The sequence below is a fragment of the Virgibacillus sp. GM2-2 genome, assembly GCF_055329585.1.
On record NZ_JBUZWC010000013.1, the window covers coordinates 49,408 to 66,642 of the forward strand.

At 37.3% G+C, this 17,235-nt stretch carries 13 protein-coding genes and 3 riboswitches; of the genes, 2 read left to right on the forward strand and 11 right to left on the reverse strand.

Features of this window, described 5'->3' with window-relative positions; translation table 11 throughout:
• Nucleotides 1–526: 526 nt before the first annotated feature.
• Nucleotides 527–626, reverse strand: a riboswitch (purine riboswitch).
• A 145-nt stretch (nt 627–771) separates the two neighbouring features.
• The 4 genes from ACY9Z2_RS14305 to ACY9Z2_RS14320 all read right to left on the reverse strand — a co-directional run bounded on the left by ACY9Z2_RS14305 (nt 772) and on the right by ACY9Z2_RS14320 (nt 3,757).
• Nucleotides 772–1,647: an SDR family oxidoreductase gene (locus ACY9Z2_RS14305; protein ID WP_463610333.1), complete on the reverse strand. Its 876-nt coding sequence runs from the start codon at nt 1,645–1,647 to the stop codon at nt 772–774.
• An 82-nt stretch (nt 1,648–1,729) separates the two neighbouring features.
• On the reverse strand, nt 1,730–2,191 hold the full coding sequence (locus tag ACY9Z2_RS14310; protein ID WP_463610334.1) for a GNAT family N-acetyltransferase: 462 nt from the start codon (nt 2,189–2,191) through the stop codon (nt 1,730–1,732).
• A gap of 203 nt (nt 2,192–2,394) precedes the next feature.
• The gene (locus tag ACY9Z2_RS14315) at nt 2,395–2,970 is read right to left on the reverse strand and encodes a DUF2179 domain-containing protein (RefSeq protein ID WP_463610335.1); all 576 of its coding nucleotides are present in this window, start codon (nt 2,968–2,970) and stop codon (nt 2,395–2,397) included.
• Between the two features lie 73 nt (nt 2,971–3,043).
• Entirely contained in the window at nt 3,044–3,757 is a 714-nt protein-coding gene (locus tag ACY9Z2_RS14320) for an MOSC domain-containing protein (protein WP_463610336.1), read from the reverse strand.
• 93 nt (nt 3,758–3,850) lie between these two features.
• On the opposite strand from ACY9Z2_RS14320, the gene msrA reads away from it, so the two are divergent.
• Nucleotides 3,851–4,384 (forward strand): peptide-methionine (S)-S-oxide reductase MsrA, encoded by a 534-nt coding sequence (gene msrA, locus ACY9Z2_RS14325; RefSeq protein ID WP_463610337.1) that lies wholly within the window; start codon nt 3,851–3,853, stop codon nt 4,382–4,384.
• A gap of 99 nt (nt 4,385–4,483) precedes the next feature.
• On the forward strand, nt 4,484–5,653 hold the full coding sequence (locus ACY9Z2_RS14330; RefSeq protein WP_463610338.1) for an MFS transporter: 1,170 nt from the start codon (nt 4,484–4,486) through the stop codon (nt 5,651–5,653).
• A 352-nt stretch (nt 5,654–6,005) separates the two neighbouring features.
• On the opposite strand, the gene ACY9Z2_RS14335 is transcribed toward ACY9Z2_RS14330, so the two are convergent.
• From ACY9Z2_RS14335 to ACY9Z2_RS14365, 7 genes are all read right to left on the reverse strand, one after another.
• Nucleotides 6,006–7,340, reverse strand: coding sequence for an NCS2 family permease (locus tag ACY9Z2_RS14335; RefSeq protein ID WP_463610339.1), 1,335 nt, complete (start codon nt 7,338–7,340; stop codon nt 6,006–6,008).
• Nucleotides 7,341–7,464: 124 nt separating this feature from the next.
• A riboswitch (purine riboswitch) is annotated at nt 7,465–7,566 on the reverse strand.
• An 81-nt stretch (nt 7,567–7,647) separates the two neighbouring features.
• Nucleotides 7,648–9,183, reverse strand: a complete 1,536-nt coding sequence (guaA, locus tag ACY9Z2_RS14340; protein ID WP_463610340.1) for a glutamine-hydrolyzing GMP synthase — start codon at nt 9,181–9,183, stop codon at nt 7,648–7,650.
• 273 nt (nt 9,184–9,456) lie between these two features.
• A riboswitch (purine riboswitch) is annotated at nt 9,457–9,558 on the reverse strand.
• A 361-nt stretch (nt 9,559–9,919) separates the two neighbouring features.
• Nucleotides 9,920–12,103: a transglutaminase TgpA family protein gene (locus tag ACY9Z2_RS14345; protein WP_463610341.1), complete on the reverse strand. Its 2,184-nt coding sequence runs from the start codon at nt 12,101–12,103 to the stop codon at nt 9,920–9,922.
• Nucleotides 12,100–13,368 (reverse strand): DUF58 domain-containing protein, encoded by a 1,269-nt coding sequence (locus ACY9Z2_RS14350; RefSeq protein WP_463610342.1) that lies wholly within the window; start codon nt 13,366–13,368, stop codon nt 12,100–12,102. Before ACY9Z2_RS14350 ends, ACY9Z2_RS14345 begins: the two co-directional genes overlap by 4 nt.
• Nucleotides 13,368–14,330, reverse strand: coding sequence for an AAA family ATPase (locus ACY9Z2_RS14355; protein WP_463610343.1), 963 nt, complete (start codon nt 14,328–14,330; stop codon nt 13,368–13,370). Before ACY9Z2_RS14355 ends, ACY9Z2_RS14350 begins: the two co-directional genes overlap by 1 nt.
• Before the next feature lie 622 nt (nt 14,331–14,952).
• Nucleotides 14,953–16,134 carry a Ger(x)C family spore germination protein gene (locus tag ACY9Z2_RS14360; protein ID WP_463610344.1) on the reverse strand — a complete coding sequence of 394 codons (1,182 nt, stop codon included), beginning with the start codon at nt 16,132–16,134 and terminating at the stop codon, nt 14,953–14,955.
• Complete coding sequence (locus ACY9Z2_RS14365) at nt 16,127–17,233, reverse strand: GerAB/ArcD/ProY family transporter (RefSeq protein ID WP_463610345.1); 1,107 nt, start codon at nt 17,231–17,233, stop codon at nt 16,127–16,129. The genes ACY9Z2_RS14360 and ACY9Z2_RS14365 overlap by 8 nt, the downstream gene beginning before the upstream one ends.
• Between the last annotated feature and the right edge of the window lie 2 nt (nt 17,234–17,235).

Here is a 17,235-nt window from a genome sequence, read left to right on the forward strand (position 1 = left end):
AAAATCCCTCTTTCTATTAATTGAATTATAGTTTTTTACCTTGATATTTGAAATAAAGTGCGAACGTGTGAAAATTTAGGCTTATAATAACAGCAACGTTGATTTCCGCTGCAGGCAAGGCTAATGAAGTAACATTTTCGACCTTACTGGAAAGATTGCATGCATGATGTCAGCTAGCGGACACACGATTCCTTATTTGTGAAAAATAAGGGTAAATGCGGTTGTTATCGGACTCAGGATTCCTTATTTGGGTAAAAACAGTTGAAAATCATGTTTTTTAGCTGAATAAGGAATCGTGTGTCCGTTAATCCTCAAAATAAAGGTAAAAAAGGTAAATAAGGCATCCTCAGTCCGATACCAAGCAGTCACTAGCCCCCCCTGCTTAGTTCGCAGTTTACGGATTTTGTTTTATATCCACCATTTCTTTGATGCATAACAAAATTAAAAAAGTCTATGCATCTCCCTCGAAATGAGAGAAGATGAATAGACTTATCTTTAGCACATTAAACGGACCATTGCACAGGCGCAACGATTCATCCTCCCTCATAGTCCAGCATTTACGGTGCTGGGTAGAAACTTCTGAGCCATATTCTCAGCGATATATGAGGAACCGTATTCATTTGTTAGCTTAAGGATATCAAAGTTGAGGTGGTTATGTCAACAAAATAACGAATGTTTTATACTATATTATATTTAATGTTCGGTTTTTACTTAACTACTAACTAAATTCCTCCTGAATCAAATCATATTCACTACCGTTATTTTGGCACCCTAAGAACTTACCATCGCCCCACCATTCACATGTATTACCTGCCCTGTAACATAGGATGAGTCATGAGATGCAAGATAAACATATGCTGGTGCTAATTCAAATGGTTGCCCTGGTCGTTTCATTGGTACGTCTAAACCAAATTCAGTACCAATAAACTCTGCGGAAAAACTCGATGGAATAAGTGGTGTCCAAATCGGACCCGGTGCAACAGCGTTTACACGGATTCCTTGATCAACAATATTTTGTGATAATGACCTTGTAAAACCAACAATTGCACCTTTTGTGGCCGTATAGTCAATTAACTTTTTATTCCCTTCATAGGCAACAATCGATGCCGTGTTGACAATCGCACTACCTGATTTCAAATATGGTAGGGCAGCTTTTGTCATATAGAAAAAAGCATAAATATTCGTAACAAAAGTCGCATCCCACTGCTCATCGGTAATATCTAATAAACTATCTTGAGGGAACTGCACACCATGATTATTCACTAATATATCTAATTTCCCAAAATGTTGGATGGTTTGTTCAACAACATACCAACAGTGCTGTTGATCACGCAAATCACCGACAATCAGCATACATTTCCTACCTAACTCCTCGATTCTCTGCTTTGTACGAAAAGCATCGACGTCTTCATATGGGTAGTAATAGGGGATAACAACATCTGCACCCTCCTTGGCAAAAGCAATCGCGGTTGCAGCACCTATCCCGCTATCTCCACCTGTGATAATAGCAACCTTGTCTTGTAGTTTTCCTGAACCATGATAATTTGGATTTTCAATTATTGGATCCGGTACCATCGGCGGTTCAATACCAGGCTGTTGATCTTGGTGTTGAGGCGGAAATGGCGCATCATAATAATCGTAAAACATACAATTCTCCTCCTAAGAAATAAGTATTCTTAGGTAATGTATTCGTACTAGGCAAAAGGCGTTCAGCTAGAAAAATAGCTGATTATAGTTGTTTATAAACAAGTTCACGATATTTTACAAAGTTTTGCTTTTTATAAAATTCTTCAGCAGCCTGATTATCCATCCAATAATCTAATTCGATTGTATCAATTCCTTTTTCACTTGCTAATTCGTAAATATATTCCATTAAACTTGTGCCATAGCCTTTATTTCGGCTCGACTCTGTGACGCTAATCTGGTGTATATAAATTGTTTTACGCGCTTTTTTAAAAGCATCGGGTGGTAAATCGATTATTTCAATCCATGCGTAACCAACGGCTTCATTATTGTCTTGTAAAAGGAGAAAGATGAAATTATCAATCTCTACAAGTGTCTGAAAAGTAGCTTTTATATTTTCGTAATTATATTCCTGAAAATACATTGGATATAGGGAATAATGCAAATCATGAACGGACTTGTTTAGTTTTGCAATTAGCTCAAAATCCTTTGTTCGGGATATTTCCATAGTAACCTCCAACTTAGTTTTATATTAGTATATCCGTGAACTCATTGAAGTGTTATTTATATTGGTGTAGTGCTCTATACTATAATTTTATTGTTAGTTGATTATGCACTTATAATGATATCCTTAAAACCTATAATACAGTGTTAAAAATCAAAAATGACTTCCCAATCGGGAAGTCATTTTGTAATAGTGGAATACATTCTCTATTCCTTTGGTATAAAGTTATCTGGATTATTTTTCTTGCCTAATCTTCCTTTACGTACCTGTTTCACCCAGAATCCGCCAACGATTTGCTTCGGTTCATAAGATATTGTAAACGCTTTTGGATCAATGGTTTTAATTGTTTCATAAAGCTTCAATTCATATTTTCTAGGTGTTAAAATTTGCATGGCTAACCGGTCTCCATCCATTCCATAAGCAAACCAGCTTGTTACGCCGTAACCTTTTTCACGTAGTTTGCGCGTAAATTCAATGTTTGGGTCAGACGAAATGACGTTAACCGTGATGTAGCCTAACGCCAACTTTTCTTCAATTTTAGAGCCAACGATAATACCTAATCCGAAACCAAGTGCGTACGCAATAATGTTTTGTATTTCATCTAGATTATCAAGCACGAGCCCTAACCCAATTACATACACGACGACTTCAAACATACTAATAAAAGCTGAGATGTATTGCCGACCTTTAAGTGTTAAAATCATGCGTAGCGTATAAAGTGATACGTATACTACATTAATTAATAGAATGATGGCTACCATGATATATGCGTTTTCAAGCAAAATGAACCCTCCTGTTACAATTTACCACTATTAACTATCTTATGAATGCAAGCTAACTAACATGCAAGCTATTCTAATCTTGCTTATTTGGCCCAAATACACGCTTTCCTACAGATGATTTGTGTCCGCGCAGTCGCTTATGTAATGTGCGTTTCCAGTTTGGCGCTAATAAACTACACGAGGCAAGTTCATCTGCTTGACGTAAATCGTCTTTGTATACATGCATCACTTCATTACATGCAGCTATTGTCCACTGTGGATACGTTCGTTCGACGAGTTTTAGTTCGCTACCACTATAAACATTTCCTTCTTTTAACACACGAAAATACCAGCCAGTACGACCGCTCTTTTGAATTTGCAAAGCGAGGTCCATTACTCGAAACCTCCTCGCTGGCTTCCAGCAAGGCTGTCGTGGTTGAGCAACTTGAATAAGTGCATCGCCAACCTCAAATGTATCACCAATACAAATGGAAAATTCATCGGAATCAAGCAGTGAAAAGTTCTCACCCATTGCACCAATCCCCATTCCGTCTACATCTAGCTTTCTATTCCAATATGCATAATGACTCGATGGATAAGCAAAGACAGCTTTTTCAGGACCACCATGATTTTTCGTGTCAGCTACCTCATCGTTTTCAAGACCTGTTTTACTTAGCCAACAATTCCCGTCCACTTCTTTTTTAAACATACCACTTTCCCATGGTTTATCCATTCGATCACTAGCTTCAGCATTCCCCAACTGCTTGACTTTTCCCGTTAATATTTTATCTAAATATGGAGCTTTCATCGTGTCACCTCCCCATTTTTTATGATATAGTTGATAAACTTAGATTAAATTATAATTGTCTTTAATTAATTATACAAATAGGGGATGTTTTTTATGGAAAAAGCAACATTTGCCGGCGGCTGCTTTTGGTGTATGGTGAAGCCTTTTGATCAATGGGATGGTGTCCATCGTGTAGTTTCTGGATATACTGGTGGCCATGTTGATCATCCAACCTATGAAGCTGTTAAAGCTGGAAAAACAGGACATTATGAAGCTGTCGAAATTACATTTGACCCTTCTATTATTGCTTATGAAACAATTTTGACCATTTATTGGCAACAAATTGATCCGACAGACGATGGCGGACAATTTCAGGATCGCGGCGACTCCTACCGTACAGCCATTTTTTATCATAATGATAAACAAAGAGAACTAGCCCAAGCTTCCAAGAATGCATTAGAACAAAGTGGGAAGTTTAAAAAACCAATTGTAACCGAAATATTGTCAGCAACAACGTTTTATCCTGCTGAAGTCTACCATCAGGATTTTTATAGAACAAATGAAAAGGAATATAAAGAAGATCGTGCCATGTCTGGACGAGACGAATTTATAGACAAGGTTTGGAAAAACGACAAGCCTTCCCTGTAATCCCATGGGAAGGTTTACATATGTTTCCGGGGATTTAATCTACACCTTACTCAGCGAAACAGTGAATTCAGTATCTCTATAGGTTAGGAGGCTACCACTTTGACAAACAGCGAATCTTTATTGCCGCTCAAAATGCTACTGTTTAGTTTCCATGCATCTAATACAATCATCATTAGCTTTCTGCCATTATACTTACAATTTAAAGGATTAGACGGAACCGAAATTGGTTGGGTTTTAGCTGTCGGCCCCTTTGCATCAATATTTGCTCAGCCGTTTTGGGGTTATATGAGTGACAAATATAAGACCGTCAAATGGATTCTACTAATCTGCATTATAGGATTATTGCTTAGTAGTGTACTATTTTTTCAAATGAATGGACTGGTAGCAATTATATTAGCAGGGGCGGTCTTCTACTTTTTCACTTCACCGATTGGTGCTTTAGGGGATAGTCTTGCACAACGTCGTTCAGATGATTTAAACGTATCCTTTGGAAGCATTCGAACGTGGGGGTCTATTGGTTTTGCGACTTCTTCATTAATTGTAGGAGAGGTTCTTTCTTCGGTTGGTATTCAATACATGATCCTGCCCTATTTATTTTTCGGCATAGCTGCTTTATTAGTCGTTTTTCGATTAACAGATGTAAAAGTAGAATCCGATCCCGTCCAATTAAAGGATGTACGCCAAATAATCACGAACAAGCCTTTTGTTTTATTTCTTTTCATGATCATGTTTGTTGCAGTATCGCACCGCGCAAACGATACATATATCGGATTATACATAGACCAGCTTGGGGGCAGTGAAGGGCTTATAGGATTAGCCTGGTTTGTCGGCGTAGCGAGTGAAGCAATTGTGTTTGCCTTTGCCGGTAAGTGGTTTCGCAAGTTTCATACACTACTATTTATTATATTTGCTGGAGCAGTCTTTACTGCCAGATGGTTTATTTACTCCATAATAGATGATCCAATCTACATTATTTCACTTCAGTTTTTACATGGAATAACATTTGGGGTATTTTACCTTGCTGCATTCAATTATATTACTAGATTAATTCCAAAGCTTCTTCAATCAACAGGACATCTCGTATTTTTCGCCGTATTTTTTGGTGTATCAGGAATCATTGGTTCACTTCTAGGAGGCGCGCTGATTGATTCATTCGGGGGAGGCACATTGTATGCTGTGTTGGGCTATTTCGCATTAACCGGAACTGTTCTCCTAACTCTTTATCATATACTGCCATATGGAAAAAGAATCAAGATAAGAAAAACCTAACTGTGACTGGTTCTTTTGAAGGATCAAGCTGCGACGCTGTTCATACGGAATTGTCATCTCGAAGCTGAAACGGCTTTTTAGCGGACACAGGATTCCTTATTTTTACTTATCGGCTATGTTTTACGGGTTAGACGGACAGAGGATACCCTATTTAGGTAAAAACACATTAAAATTACTACTTTTTGACTGAATAACGCATCCTGAGTCCGCTAACAGTCACATTTACCCCAATTATGCATGAATAAGGAATCTGGTGTCCGCATTTAGTTATCACTAGCCACCTAGACAATCTCATACATTCTAATCTTGGACAAAATAAAAAAGCTGGCAACGACCAGCTTTTTTATTTGTTTTAACTTAGAAAGATAAAGTACAAAACAAATATGACAAACAATAAATACATAATCGGATTTACTTCTTTAATACGCCCCTTCATAAGCATAGTGATTGGATAAAAAATAAATCCAAGTGCAATACCTGTTGCAATACTGTACGTAAGCGGCATCGCAACAATCGTCAAGAACGCTGGAACAGCAATTTCGAATTGATCCCAGTCAATATTTTTCAGTGACGTTGCCATTAGTACACCAACAATTATTAGAGCTGGAGCTGTAACTTCTGCAGTGATTACACCCAACAATGGAGAGAAAAACAATGCAAGTATAAAAAAGCAACCAGTTACTACAGCCGTAAAGCCAGAACGCCCACCAGCGCCGACTCCTGCAGACGATTCAATATACGAAGTAGTGGTAGACGTTCCAACAATCGCACCAGCAACTGTAGCAGTTGAATCAGCGAATAGTGCCCGTCCAGCACGTGGTAGTTTATTATCTTTCATCAATCCTGCTTGAGTAGCCACAGCTACTAATGTTCCAGCAGTATCAAAAAAGTCAACAAATAAAAACGTAAGAATAACCACTAACATATCCATTGTAAAAATTTCTCCAAAGTGGCTAAACGCTTCCCCAAAAGTTGGTGCCAGGCTTGGAACCTCACCAATTACACCACTTATACCAGAAGGTGGTGCAATCAATCCAGTTATCATACCAACAATAGATGTTAGAAGCATTCCGTAAAAAATACCGGCTTTAACATTCAATGCTAATAACATAACAGAAACAACTATCCCAAAGATCGCAAGCATTACTTTAGGTGACGTTAAATCGCCTAAAGCAACCAAAGTTGCATCACTTCCAACAATGATACCGGCGTTCTGAAATCCAATAAAAGCTATGAAAAACCCGATTCCAACACCAACAGCTAATTTTAAATTTGCGGGAATCGAATTAATTATTTTTTCCCGAAGTCCAGTTAAGGTCAATACAACAAAAATAAGTCCTGATACTAAAACACCTGATAAAGCCGTTTGCCATGGAATACCATATCCAAGCACTACCGTATAGGCAAAAAATGCACTTAAACCTATTCCTGGAGCAAGCGCAATTGGGTACTTAGCAATAATTCCCATAAATAAAGAACCAATTGCTCCGGCTATTGCAGTAGCTGTGAACACAGCACCTTGATCAATCCTTGTTACACCTTCCGGTAAATCCTCTACACCAACCAAAGCAAGGGTATTTGGATTTACAAATAAAATATATGCCATCGCTAAAAATGTTGTTAAGCCTGCAACAAACTCTGTACGATAATTTGTACCAAGTTCATCAAAACGAAAATACTTTTTCATTGCTTTTTCCTCCTCCGATATACAAAAAGCACACTTGGCATGTGACCAAGAGTGCTACCGTACGGACTACAGAAAAAGCAATCAGAATAAAATAGGATGCAAAAAAATATAAAATGCATGATACATTGATTTACTTTATCTGCGTAGTCAAACTGTTTACGGTAGTTTGGTAGAAACTCTTGGGCCATATCCCCATAATTATACGCATGCTATTTAATTTAGTTAGATTGTACTACTTCAGAAGATTTACGTCAACTAAAAAACGAACATTAAATAATAAACATTACTTAATGTTCGTTTTTGTATATTATTCCCACTCAATCGTAGCTGGTGGTTTACTTGTTACATCATAAACTACACGATTAATATGCTCTACTTCATTGACAATTCGGTTCGATATTTTTTCCATTACATCCCATGGGATACGAGCCCAATCCGATGTCATACCGTCAATAGAAGTCACCGCGCGAATACCGATTGTATAATCATACGTACGTGCATCACCCATTACCCCTACACTACGGATATCCGGTAATACTGTAAAGTACTGCCAAATTTCACGGTCAAGTCCTTCTTCTGCAATTACCTCACGCAATACTGCGTCTGATTCACGAACGATAGCCAATTTTTCTTCAGTAACTTCACCTAGTACTCGAATAGCTAGTCCAGGACCAGGGAATGGTTGACGCCAGACAATTGTTTCAGGAAGTCCCAGTTGCAATCCTAATTCACGAACCTCATCTTTAAATAATGTATTTAACGGCTCGATTAGTTCAAATTGCATGTTTTCAGGCAATCCGCCCACATTATGATGTGATTTAATCGTTTGTGCAGTTTCTGTACCACTTTCAATAATGTCTGTATACAACGTTCCTTGAGCAAGAAAGTCCATATTGGTTAATTTAGTCGCCTCATCATCAAATACATAAACGAACTCATTTCCAATAATTTTTCGCTTCTGTTCCGGGTCATCCACACCTTTTAGCTTCGATAAAAAGCGTTCTTGTGCATCAATTTTAATAACATTCATGTGGAAGTCGCCACCGAACGTTTGCATCACTTCATCTGCTTCATTTTTACGCAGCAATCCATGATCTACAAAAATACAGGTCAATTGATCGCCAATTGCTTTATGAATCAATGCAGCAACAACAGAGGAATCAACTCCACCGCTTAATGCACAAAGTACATTTTTTGTACCAACCTTTTCTCTAATCTTATCTACTTCCATGTCAATAAAATTCTCGATTGTCCAATTTCCTTCACATTGACATACGTCAAAAACAAATTGTTTTAACAAATGGTTTCCATATTCAGAATGACGAACCTCAGGGTGAAATTGAACACCATACAGTTTATCGTCTGGTTTACTCATCGCTGCAATCGGGGTAGACGGGCTAGTAGCGTCTGTTTGAAAACCTTCTGGAACTTCTAGTACTTTGTCTCCATGACTCATCCAAACTGTTTGATTTTTCGGGCTGTTTTTAAATAATACCGGATCGTCACTTAAATCAATTAGAGCTTTTCCGTACTCCCGATTTTTTGCTTTCGTAACATTCCCACCAAAATGTAGAGTCATTAATTGCATACCATAGCAAATACCAAGAATTGGAATGTCTAAGTCAAATATCTCTTTATCACAACGGAAGCTATTTTCATCATAAACACTGTGCGGACCACCAGAAAGAATGATACCTTTTGGATTCATTCGTTTGATTGCTTTAGCAGTTAATTTATGTGAATGCAGCTCACTATACACACCAAATTCACGTATTCTTCTTGTAATCAACTGGTTGTATTGACTACCGAAATCAAGTACCAAAATCATTTCATTTGTTTCCATAATATCGCTCCTTACTATTAGAAAAACCCGAATTATCGCCAAGCTTTAATGGTGAAAGCTTTCGTTATCTTTACTAATAAAACTTATACTTTCCTAATCGTTATTAGAAATACTCGGTATTCGCCTCGTTTTAATAGCGAATGCCGAAGTTTTTCTTATAAGGTCTACCATAACTTATACTTTCTGACGTTATTAAAAAAACCTAGATTTCTCCTCACGCAATTAGATAACATTGCATAAAGGCAGAAATCTAGGTCCTTAATTGTCTTAACCAGAAACAGATTTCGCCTTCATAGTCAGCGCATTTACGGTGCACCGGTAGAAACTTTCGAACCATATTATCGAGGATATACGAACGGCTATTATTTATGCGACATCAGTCGCCTTCGCTTTTCTTGTCTAGCTACATGGGCTAGCGACTCGAGACGTAAGCAATAGACACTTGAGCACAAACCCGTTGCTCTACGGTCTCTTGCTTACGCTTGTCGTCGCTTGCAAGCCCATTTCGCTTTTCTTGTCTAGCTACGGCTCCTAGAAGCTGCCGTCATAAGCAATGAACACTACAACGCTATGCCCAACAGGATGTTGGGTAGTTCGACGTTGCCACAGGACGTGGCGACCTTAGTCGAACTTCATTAATTGCGTTTACGGTTCTTTGCTTATGCGTCCGCTTCTGATCAGTCGCTTTCGCTTTTCTATTAATATTATCCTATTCTACTAACAGGAATATCGTTGGTCAAGACCTTATTCGTTTGATTAAATTTTTCCACAATTGAATTAGTTTATCAATCTCCATACTATCACTAGAATTCGTATAGATAATTTGTTCATAGGAGTTGGTCAACTGGCGCATTGTTTTCGTTTCAAATCGCAAATCAATTCGTTTAGCATATTCACGTAAGGTTTGATCTGTTTCTTTTGGCAAACCTTTATGCGCTAACTGTTTTAATAAGAAATGATAGGCATCTTGGTATGCAATTTCATTTTTATTAGATTTTAATCGCATTCCAATTAAATGAAATTGAATACGAAAGCGCATTCGGTAAACAACCCAAGCTAGTATTCCTATAACTAGCGCACCTAATCCAACGTACCACCAATTCCATTCAAAACTTTCACCGTTTCCACTTGCATTATCCTCAGCTTTGGCCTGTTGATTTTCAGGTTTTGGCTTTTCTGGTTGATCTTGCATTACTGGAGTTGATTCATTTTCTTCCGTTTCAAGCTCTACATCGATTTGGAAATCCGCTAAGTTAGAGAATCCTTGCGTCGGTTCAAATGGCACCCAACCTTTACCTGGAAAATACACCTCAACCCATGAGTGTGCATTTGCATTCGTAACTTCGTACACATCTTGTCCCTCAACAAGACTATCCTCAATCACTTCGCCACTTGTAAATCCTTTCACCCATCGTGCTGGTATATCTAACGTGCGTAGCATAACAACCATCGAGGTAGAAAAGTTATCACAGTAACCAGTCTTCGTCTCGAATAAAAATTGACCTACGTAATCTTGGTTTTCATCCGGTACAGCAACATTCGTCGTACTATAGGAAAAACCATTTTGACTGAAATACGATTCAACTGCTTTAGCCTTATCATAGCGATTACCAGCTTCCGCAGTTACTTCCCTTGCTAGATCACCCACTCGCTCTGGTAATGTATTCGGTAATTGCGTATATTGTTCGTTTAAATCTACTGGATCCATTGTGCTAGCGTTTCGTAATGAATTTATTTCAAACGAAGGGTTTTGATACTCCATTCGATAAGATTCGGGTGAAACTTCGTTGTTATTAAATCGTGTGACAATTTCTTCTGAGTTTTCGTCTAATAACAATTCAAATGGATTCCTTGTATCGATTTGATCTAATCCATATGGATAAATAATTTTAGGTATCTCCACTTGACCAGTAAACTCTATCATTGCGGTCATTTCTTCGGTTTCTACACTGTCATCGAAGGTTTCAAGCGTTATATTATCTGGCGTTTGTGGGATATAATTCGGCTCACTTGAATTTTCCCAGCCTTTACCGGTATATACATCCTTCGTTTCAATTCGCCAGTAATGTTCATCTTGTGTCGTTGCACGAAAAACAGGTGTTTGATCTTGAATAAATGAACCACCAAGTCTGGAATCATCTTCACCATAACCAACCTTACGTATAACTCCTCCGCCATTCATTCCGCCTGCTCCCTCAGCCGCACTCTTAATGAATGGAACTGGATCTGGCCATTGCGGTTCTAGTTTTGGCGCCGCGTATCCAACTAGTGATGAAAATAGTACAACACCTATTAATGGGAACATCCAAACAGTAGCCTTTTTCATCCACATAATACGAATGGATTCCCGATCCATTTCTCGTAAGAAACTTGCCACCCCTAAAGCTATAAAAGAGATAATAAATATCCGTACAATAGCAGCATCTGCATCAAATACTGTGAATGTATCCAATACTGCAATGTATATAAATGTCAGAACAACAAATAGAAATATCCGGTTCATTGCAACAAACCAGTAGTATATTAAGTAACTCATTAGCCAAATCAACAGTAAAAACAAGAGTGTTCGAAACATTGGGGTTAAATTGTACCAATCCTGTGTTATTAACGCTGAAATGTTCATTGAAAATTCTGCATAGACATGGCTATACCAAGGTCTAGAAAAAAGAAACTCTTGAAAATATAAACCATTTACAACAAATAGCAACCCAGCACATTTAATGACAAAGGACAGCCACCATTTTATTTGTGTTAACGTAATGAAAAAACAAAAAGCGGCATAGAGAATAAATATAGTTAAATTACTAGTATCTGTAATTTGTTTTACTGGATATAACCATTCTAAGAACAAAATGAACCCAGCTACATACATGATCGTAGTATAAACAAATGGTTTTTTCAGATCTGAAACTACACTCATACTACACTCACCTCGATCCTATTCTGAACCAACTGCTTCTCGGTTATAACATTAATTACAATCCCTTGATATTGTAGCTGTTGGATGAGCTGATTTTGCTTTTTCGTAATCAAATTACTAGATTCTATAAAACAGACGATTATACGTTTTGTCCGCTGTTTCATTTTTTGAATGGTATCTTTAAATGCTTCATCGAGATTGGTTGTAACAATGATGACAATTGCCCCTGAAGTTAATCGCTTTGATTCCTCTTTCAGGATGACAGGAAAAGCATGTTCTCCGTCAGGTTGTATCTGCGTTAAATGCTGTCTGATAAATTCCTTTTTAGATGGATCATGATGTAATGGAATAAAGACATTCTTTTTTCCAATAGAAAGAAATCCAACCTGAGAGGACTGCTTACGAATTGATTCCATTAACGATAGGGTCATTTCTATTGCCGCTTCGAATGCTAACACATTTTGATTTTCATGCTGGCAACCATCTAAGATTACCATCGTATCCGTACTTTTTTCCTGCTCAAATTCCTTTGTCATAACATTGTTTTTCCTCGCTGTTTGCTTCCAATCTATCCATGAAAACTTATCACCAGGCATGTACTCACGAATTCCCGAAGCAACATTTGTATTTTTCAACGTATGATTCTGTGCGGCTATCGAACCTTGTTCATAACTATTAATTCGTTCGGTGACATGGATATCCCGTACATTTGGATAAGCTGTTAGCTTGTCAAACACCTTAAAAACATGTTCTTTTTTTACAAATCCAAAAAGGTCCCCCGTGCGAAAACGAATCGCAAATAATTGATGCTCACCTCGAGGAATTTCAGCAATTTGGTAGGATAACGTCAGGTTTTTCTTAAATCCTGCAAAAACAACCTTTTTAATCTTTCGCGTGACACTAAGTTCTGAAGGGTCCATCATATGTTTGTATTTATCTGCATGATTGTCTACCTTATGAAGTGAATCTGGAAATATCTCTTCGCAAATGCAATAATACAAGGGAAATGGAAATGAGCGCTTAATTACGATATCAACCATTAGATTATCGCCTGCTCTAACTACATGGTGGGAAAGTTTTCGGCTAATAGATAATTTTTTAATTGGATAAAATAGAATGCCAATTAGGTAGATAAATATCGGCAGGAATCCGTAGAATAAAAACCAGCTTACAAATCCTCCTTGAAACATCGCATAGGAAAATAACAGTAAAAATATGAACACGATAAACGCTAGTTTCCCAATGAATTGTACCGTACTCTTCATTAATTGAAGTCCTTTCGAATCGGAATATACGTGTTTTGAACAACAGATGTAACGACGTTTTCGCTAGTCAGCCCTTCATATTTCGCTTCTGAAGTCAAAATTATTCGGTGGGAAAGCACATATGGTGCAAGATATTTCACATCATCAGGAAGAACATAATCACGACCATAAATATAAGCGAGTGCTTTAGCGGCACGCATAAGAGCAATCGATCCACGTGGACTAACTCCTAGATAAATAGATGTGTGATCCCGTGTAGCTGTCACTAGATTGATAATATACTTTTGTACATTTTTATCGATGTACACTTCCTTTACCGCCTCTTGTACTTCTATTAACTCTGCTTTGTTCATCACGGAAGAAATACTTTCAATCGGATGATCCATTGAAGTACGTTCTAGCATTTCAAGTTCGTTATCATAGGACGGATAGCCCATTTTTAGCTTCAATAAAAAACGGTCAAGTTGTGCCTCTGGTAATGGGTACGTCCCTTCATATTCAATTGGATTCTGTGTCGCCATTACAAAAAATGGTTGTGGCAATTTGATCGTTTCTCCATCAACCGTTATATTTTTCTCTTCCATCCCCTCTAATAAAGCAGATTGCGTTTTCGGTGATGTACGATTGATCTCATCGGCTAATACAACGTTTCCAAGAATTGGACCAGCACGAAACTCAAATTCTAGTTCTTTTGGATTATAAATGGAAATTCCCGTAACGTCAGAAGGCAGTAGATCTGGGGTGAATTGAATTCTTCTAAAATCACAATCTAGTGACTTTGCTAATGTACGAACAAGCATCGTTTTTCCTACTCCAGGAACATCTTCAAGCAATACATGCCCTTGAGCAAGAAGTGCAACTAAACTAAGTCTTGCTACATCCTCTTTGCCAATCATCACTTTATTAATATTTGATAAGACATTTTCGATATTTTTATTATAAATTGTCGTATCCTGTTTCATTATTGTCGCCCCTCCATAAGGTATAAATTTCTCTTAGAAAAACCAGACATACGCCTTCAATACTGCGTGTGCCGAAGTTCTCTTGTACTATAATCCTTAAAAATTTTATACTTTCCTCCAATGAAAAAGTACTTACATTAACTATACTAAAAAAGACTCAGTAAGTAAAAGCAGAAAAATAGGAAATTTTGCATAAAATGAAATTTTATTCAGTGAAGGTTTGTTTCATTCCTCCGACTGAATGTTAGTTGAATGAATCGGACATTTACAGACAGTTAAACCACAAAGGTACCATTAATAAATTCTATTTACCTCAATCATGAGGTTGTGCGTACTGCCCGTTAATGTGGGATAAAAAAATTAAATCTATCAGCATTATTTACAAATGAAATAGAAAATAAACAAATCCTCGTGCCACATTTAGCACGAGGTTATTTTTTCTGATTCCTTTTTTTCCGTTTATGTTGCGCGGTATCATCTTCTTTTTTCCAAGAGGGGTCGCCGTATTTGTGTAGCCTTTGATTAATCTTATATACAATATACGGTACCAAGAAAGCTGCTATTGTACAAATTATTACTAAGTTCTCAGGCATCCTTCCCAACAGGTTTTCCCACATATAAGTCACTCACTTCCGTAATTCTTCGTTTTGTCAGCGGCTCCTGTTGAACGAATAACAGACTTTGCTTCTACTTTAATTTTGCTATTTGCAAATATATTTTCGCCTTTTTCCCAGTCCTTTTTTATTTTTTGCCAAAGATCATAATTCCGCTGTTTTATCATCGCCCCGAAGCCGAAAATGTCAACATTCAATTCCTTTTGCGCTTTTTCGATTGTGTTATATGCTAACTCTTCTATTTTTTTATTAATTTGCTTTTCAATTTCAGCAAACCTTTTAGGTGTTAATAATGTTTTACTGCCAAACATCTCACCAATAATTCCTTCAGCCTGAATAGTAACGGAAATGGAAATATTATTTTTATCTTTTGCATCAATCTTAACAATAGGATTCGAATGTTGAAACTCGTATAACATTAGATTTCCATCAACTTTAAATTGAATGGTCCCACCTTTCTTTTTATTCTTAATTAAATTTAACCCTTTCGTTTCTTTCCCATTTAAAACTCCTACCATTTTGTCACTGTATCCTTGAAATACAGCCACTCCGTTAGTCTTCACCCGGTTATCAACCCTATATACTTTAGGTAGAACGTAGCTGCTCTGGTCTAGAAGAAAACCATGGATATCACCAGTTTTGATTGGGTCGATCACCTCTAATGAGCTTGGTGCATTTTCCAAAACCGAATTTATATATATTGCTGGAAGACTTTCTTCCTCGGGTTCTACTTCAATTATTTGTTTTGCTTCATCCTCAGCAATCACCACTTTAATGGATCTACGCATTTGTTGTTCTCGGATAAACACATCCATCATACTTGCAAACAATTGAGGCTCTTTTGCAATTTCCTCGGAAAAAATAATGACTTTTAAATGCTCATAATATGGTACTCTACTTGTTTTAGTTGCTATTTTCCTGGAGATCATAAATAAACTCTGACCACTACTTGAAATATTCGTATACGCTTTTTGTTTACCTCCACCTGTTCCTGGAGTCCCTAATCCAGTAGGTACAACAAATTGCTTTGTCATGCCAATGGTATAATTACCATTTTCATCCTCTTCCGCAAGATCAGCAGAAAGGCCGATCACAAATCCCCTTTCCTCTATCGGGATTTGATCCCAACAGCCTGCAAGGAATAGGATAAGCATGCTAGAAAAAAGTAAAGCTATTTTCTTCCTAACCATTTTGTTTCACCCCACGCATTTTGGCGATTATTAGTAGCAGAATTGTAATAAAGACACCAAATGTCAGTGCAGTATTAGCGATAAACGATCCAAAAGCTGAAACTTCTAGTATATTTTGTGGGAACATACTTACTAAATAGATAATTGGAGCTAGGATAAAAACAATTATTCGTTTTGACGCCTTTTTGAAAATGGAATGGATATTAATTACTACTATATCTAATGCCATCGTCGTTGTGTTAAAAATAGCCATGATCCAAATCACAAAAAATACCGATTCAAATCGCTCAAAAAAACCACCAGGTATTTCTACACTTTTAGCTAGCTCGATGGTTGGATAGAGTAAATTGGATGTTACAGCACGCCCGAATACACCGATGCATAATAAAAATAAAAGCAAATATAGTACTATCGGAATACACATTCCTATTACTGCTTTTTTTGGTACCTTTTTCGGTTTGTCCACTAAACTTGTATAAAAAAGAACAATGGAAAAACCTACATATGAAACTACTCCCGTATGAATTCCCTTAATGTAGCTATTCGGATCAGATTGAAACATTGGTAGTAAATTTGTTGATTCAAACCAACCTAAGTTGAAGATAAATACAACAAGAGCTATAAATATAATAATTGGTAAGAACATCATGTTTAAACGAAATAAGCCTACTCTCGATCCTGATACCGCATATACAACGACAAATAAAAATGATAGTGCTATTACCTCTACAGGTGTACGATCAAACAAATATTGCTTGGATACATCCGAAATCCGTCTAACCTCAAAGGCTGTTACCCCCAACCAAATAACACTGAAGATAATGGAAAGAGCTATTGCGATTGGTCTTGAAACAATTCTGCTGGCGTACATTAAAAATGTTTCATTCGGAAATTTAATTGCAAGCTTTACAAACAGCCAGGTAAAAACAACAGCAATAGCACCACCCGCTAATATAGAAATCCACCCATCGCTTGCAACGGTAGAAGCAGCCAAATCTCTAGGTAGTGATAGAATACCTACACCAATTACCATAGAAGGGAGTGCAATCATCAATTCACCATCGCTTATTTTTTCATCCCCATATTCAAAGTTTTTCATTA

Coding starts and splice junctions, on each gene's coding strand:
- ACY9Z2_RS14305 (WP_463610333.1), bottom strand. CDS start 1,647: ATGTTTTACGATTATTATGATGCGCCATTTCCGCCTCAACACCAAGAT.
- ACY9Z2_RS14310 (WP_463610334.1), bottom strand. CDS start 2,191: ATGGAAATATCCCGAACAAAGGATTTTGAGCTAATTGCAAAACTAAAC.
- ACY9Z2_RS14320 (WP_463610336.1), bottom strand. CDS start 3,757: ATGAAAGCTCCATATTTAGATAAAATATTAACGGGAAAAGTCAAGCAG.
- msrA (WP_463610337.1), top strand. CDS start 3,851: ATGGAAAAAGCAACATTTGCCGGCGGCTGCTTTTGGTGTATGGTGAAG.
- ACY9Z2_RS14335 (WP_463610339.1), bottom strand. CDS start 7,340: ATGAAAAAGTATTTTCGTTTTGATGAACTTGGTACAAATTATCGTACA.
- guaA (WP_463610340.1), bottom strand. CDS start 9,183: ATGGAAACAAATGAAATGATTTTGGTACTTGATTTCGGTAGTCAATAC.
- ACY9Z2_RS14345 (WP_463610341.1), bottom strand. CDS start 12,103: ATGAGTGTAGTTTCAGATCTGAAAAAACCATTTGTTTATACTACGATC.
- ACY9Z2_RS14350 (WP_463610342.1), bottom strand. CDS start 13,368: ATGAAGAGTACGGTACAATTCATTGGGAAACTAGCGTTTATCGTGTTC.
- ACY9Z2_RS14355 (WP_463610343.1), bottom strand. CDS start 14,330: ATGAAACAGGATACGACAATTTATAATAAAAATATCGAAAATGTCTTA.
- ACY9Z2_RS14360 (WP_463610344.1), bottom strand. CDS start 16,134: ATGGTTAGGAAGAAAATAGCTTTACTTTTTTCTAGCATGCTTATCCTA.
- ACY9Z2_RS14365 (WP_463610345.1), bottom strand. CDS start 17,233: ATGAAAAACTTTGAATATGGGGATGAAAAAATAAGCGATGGTGAATTG.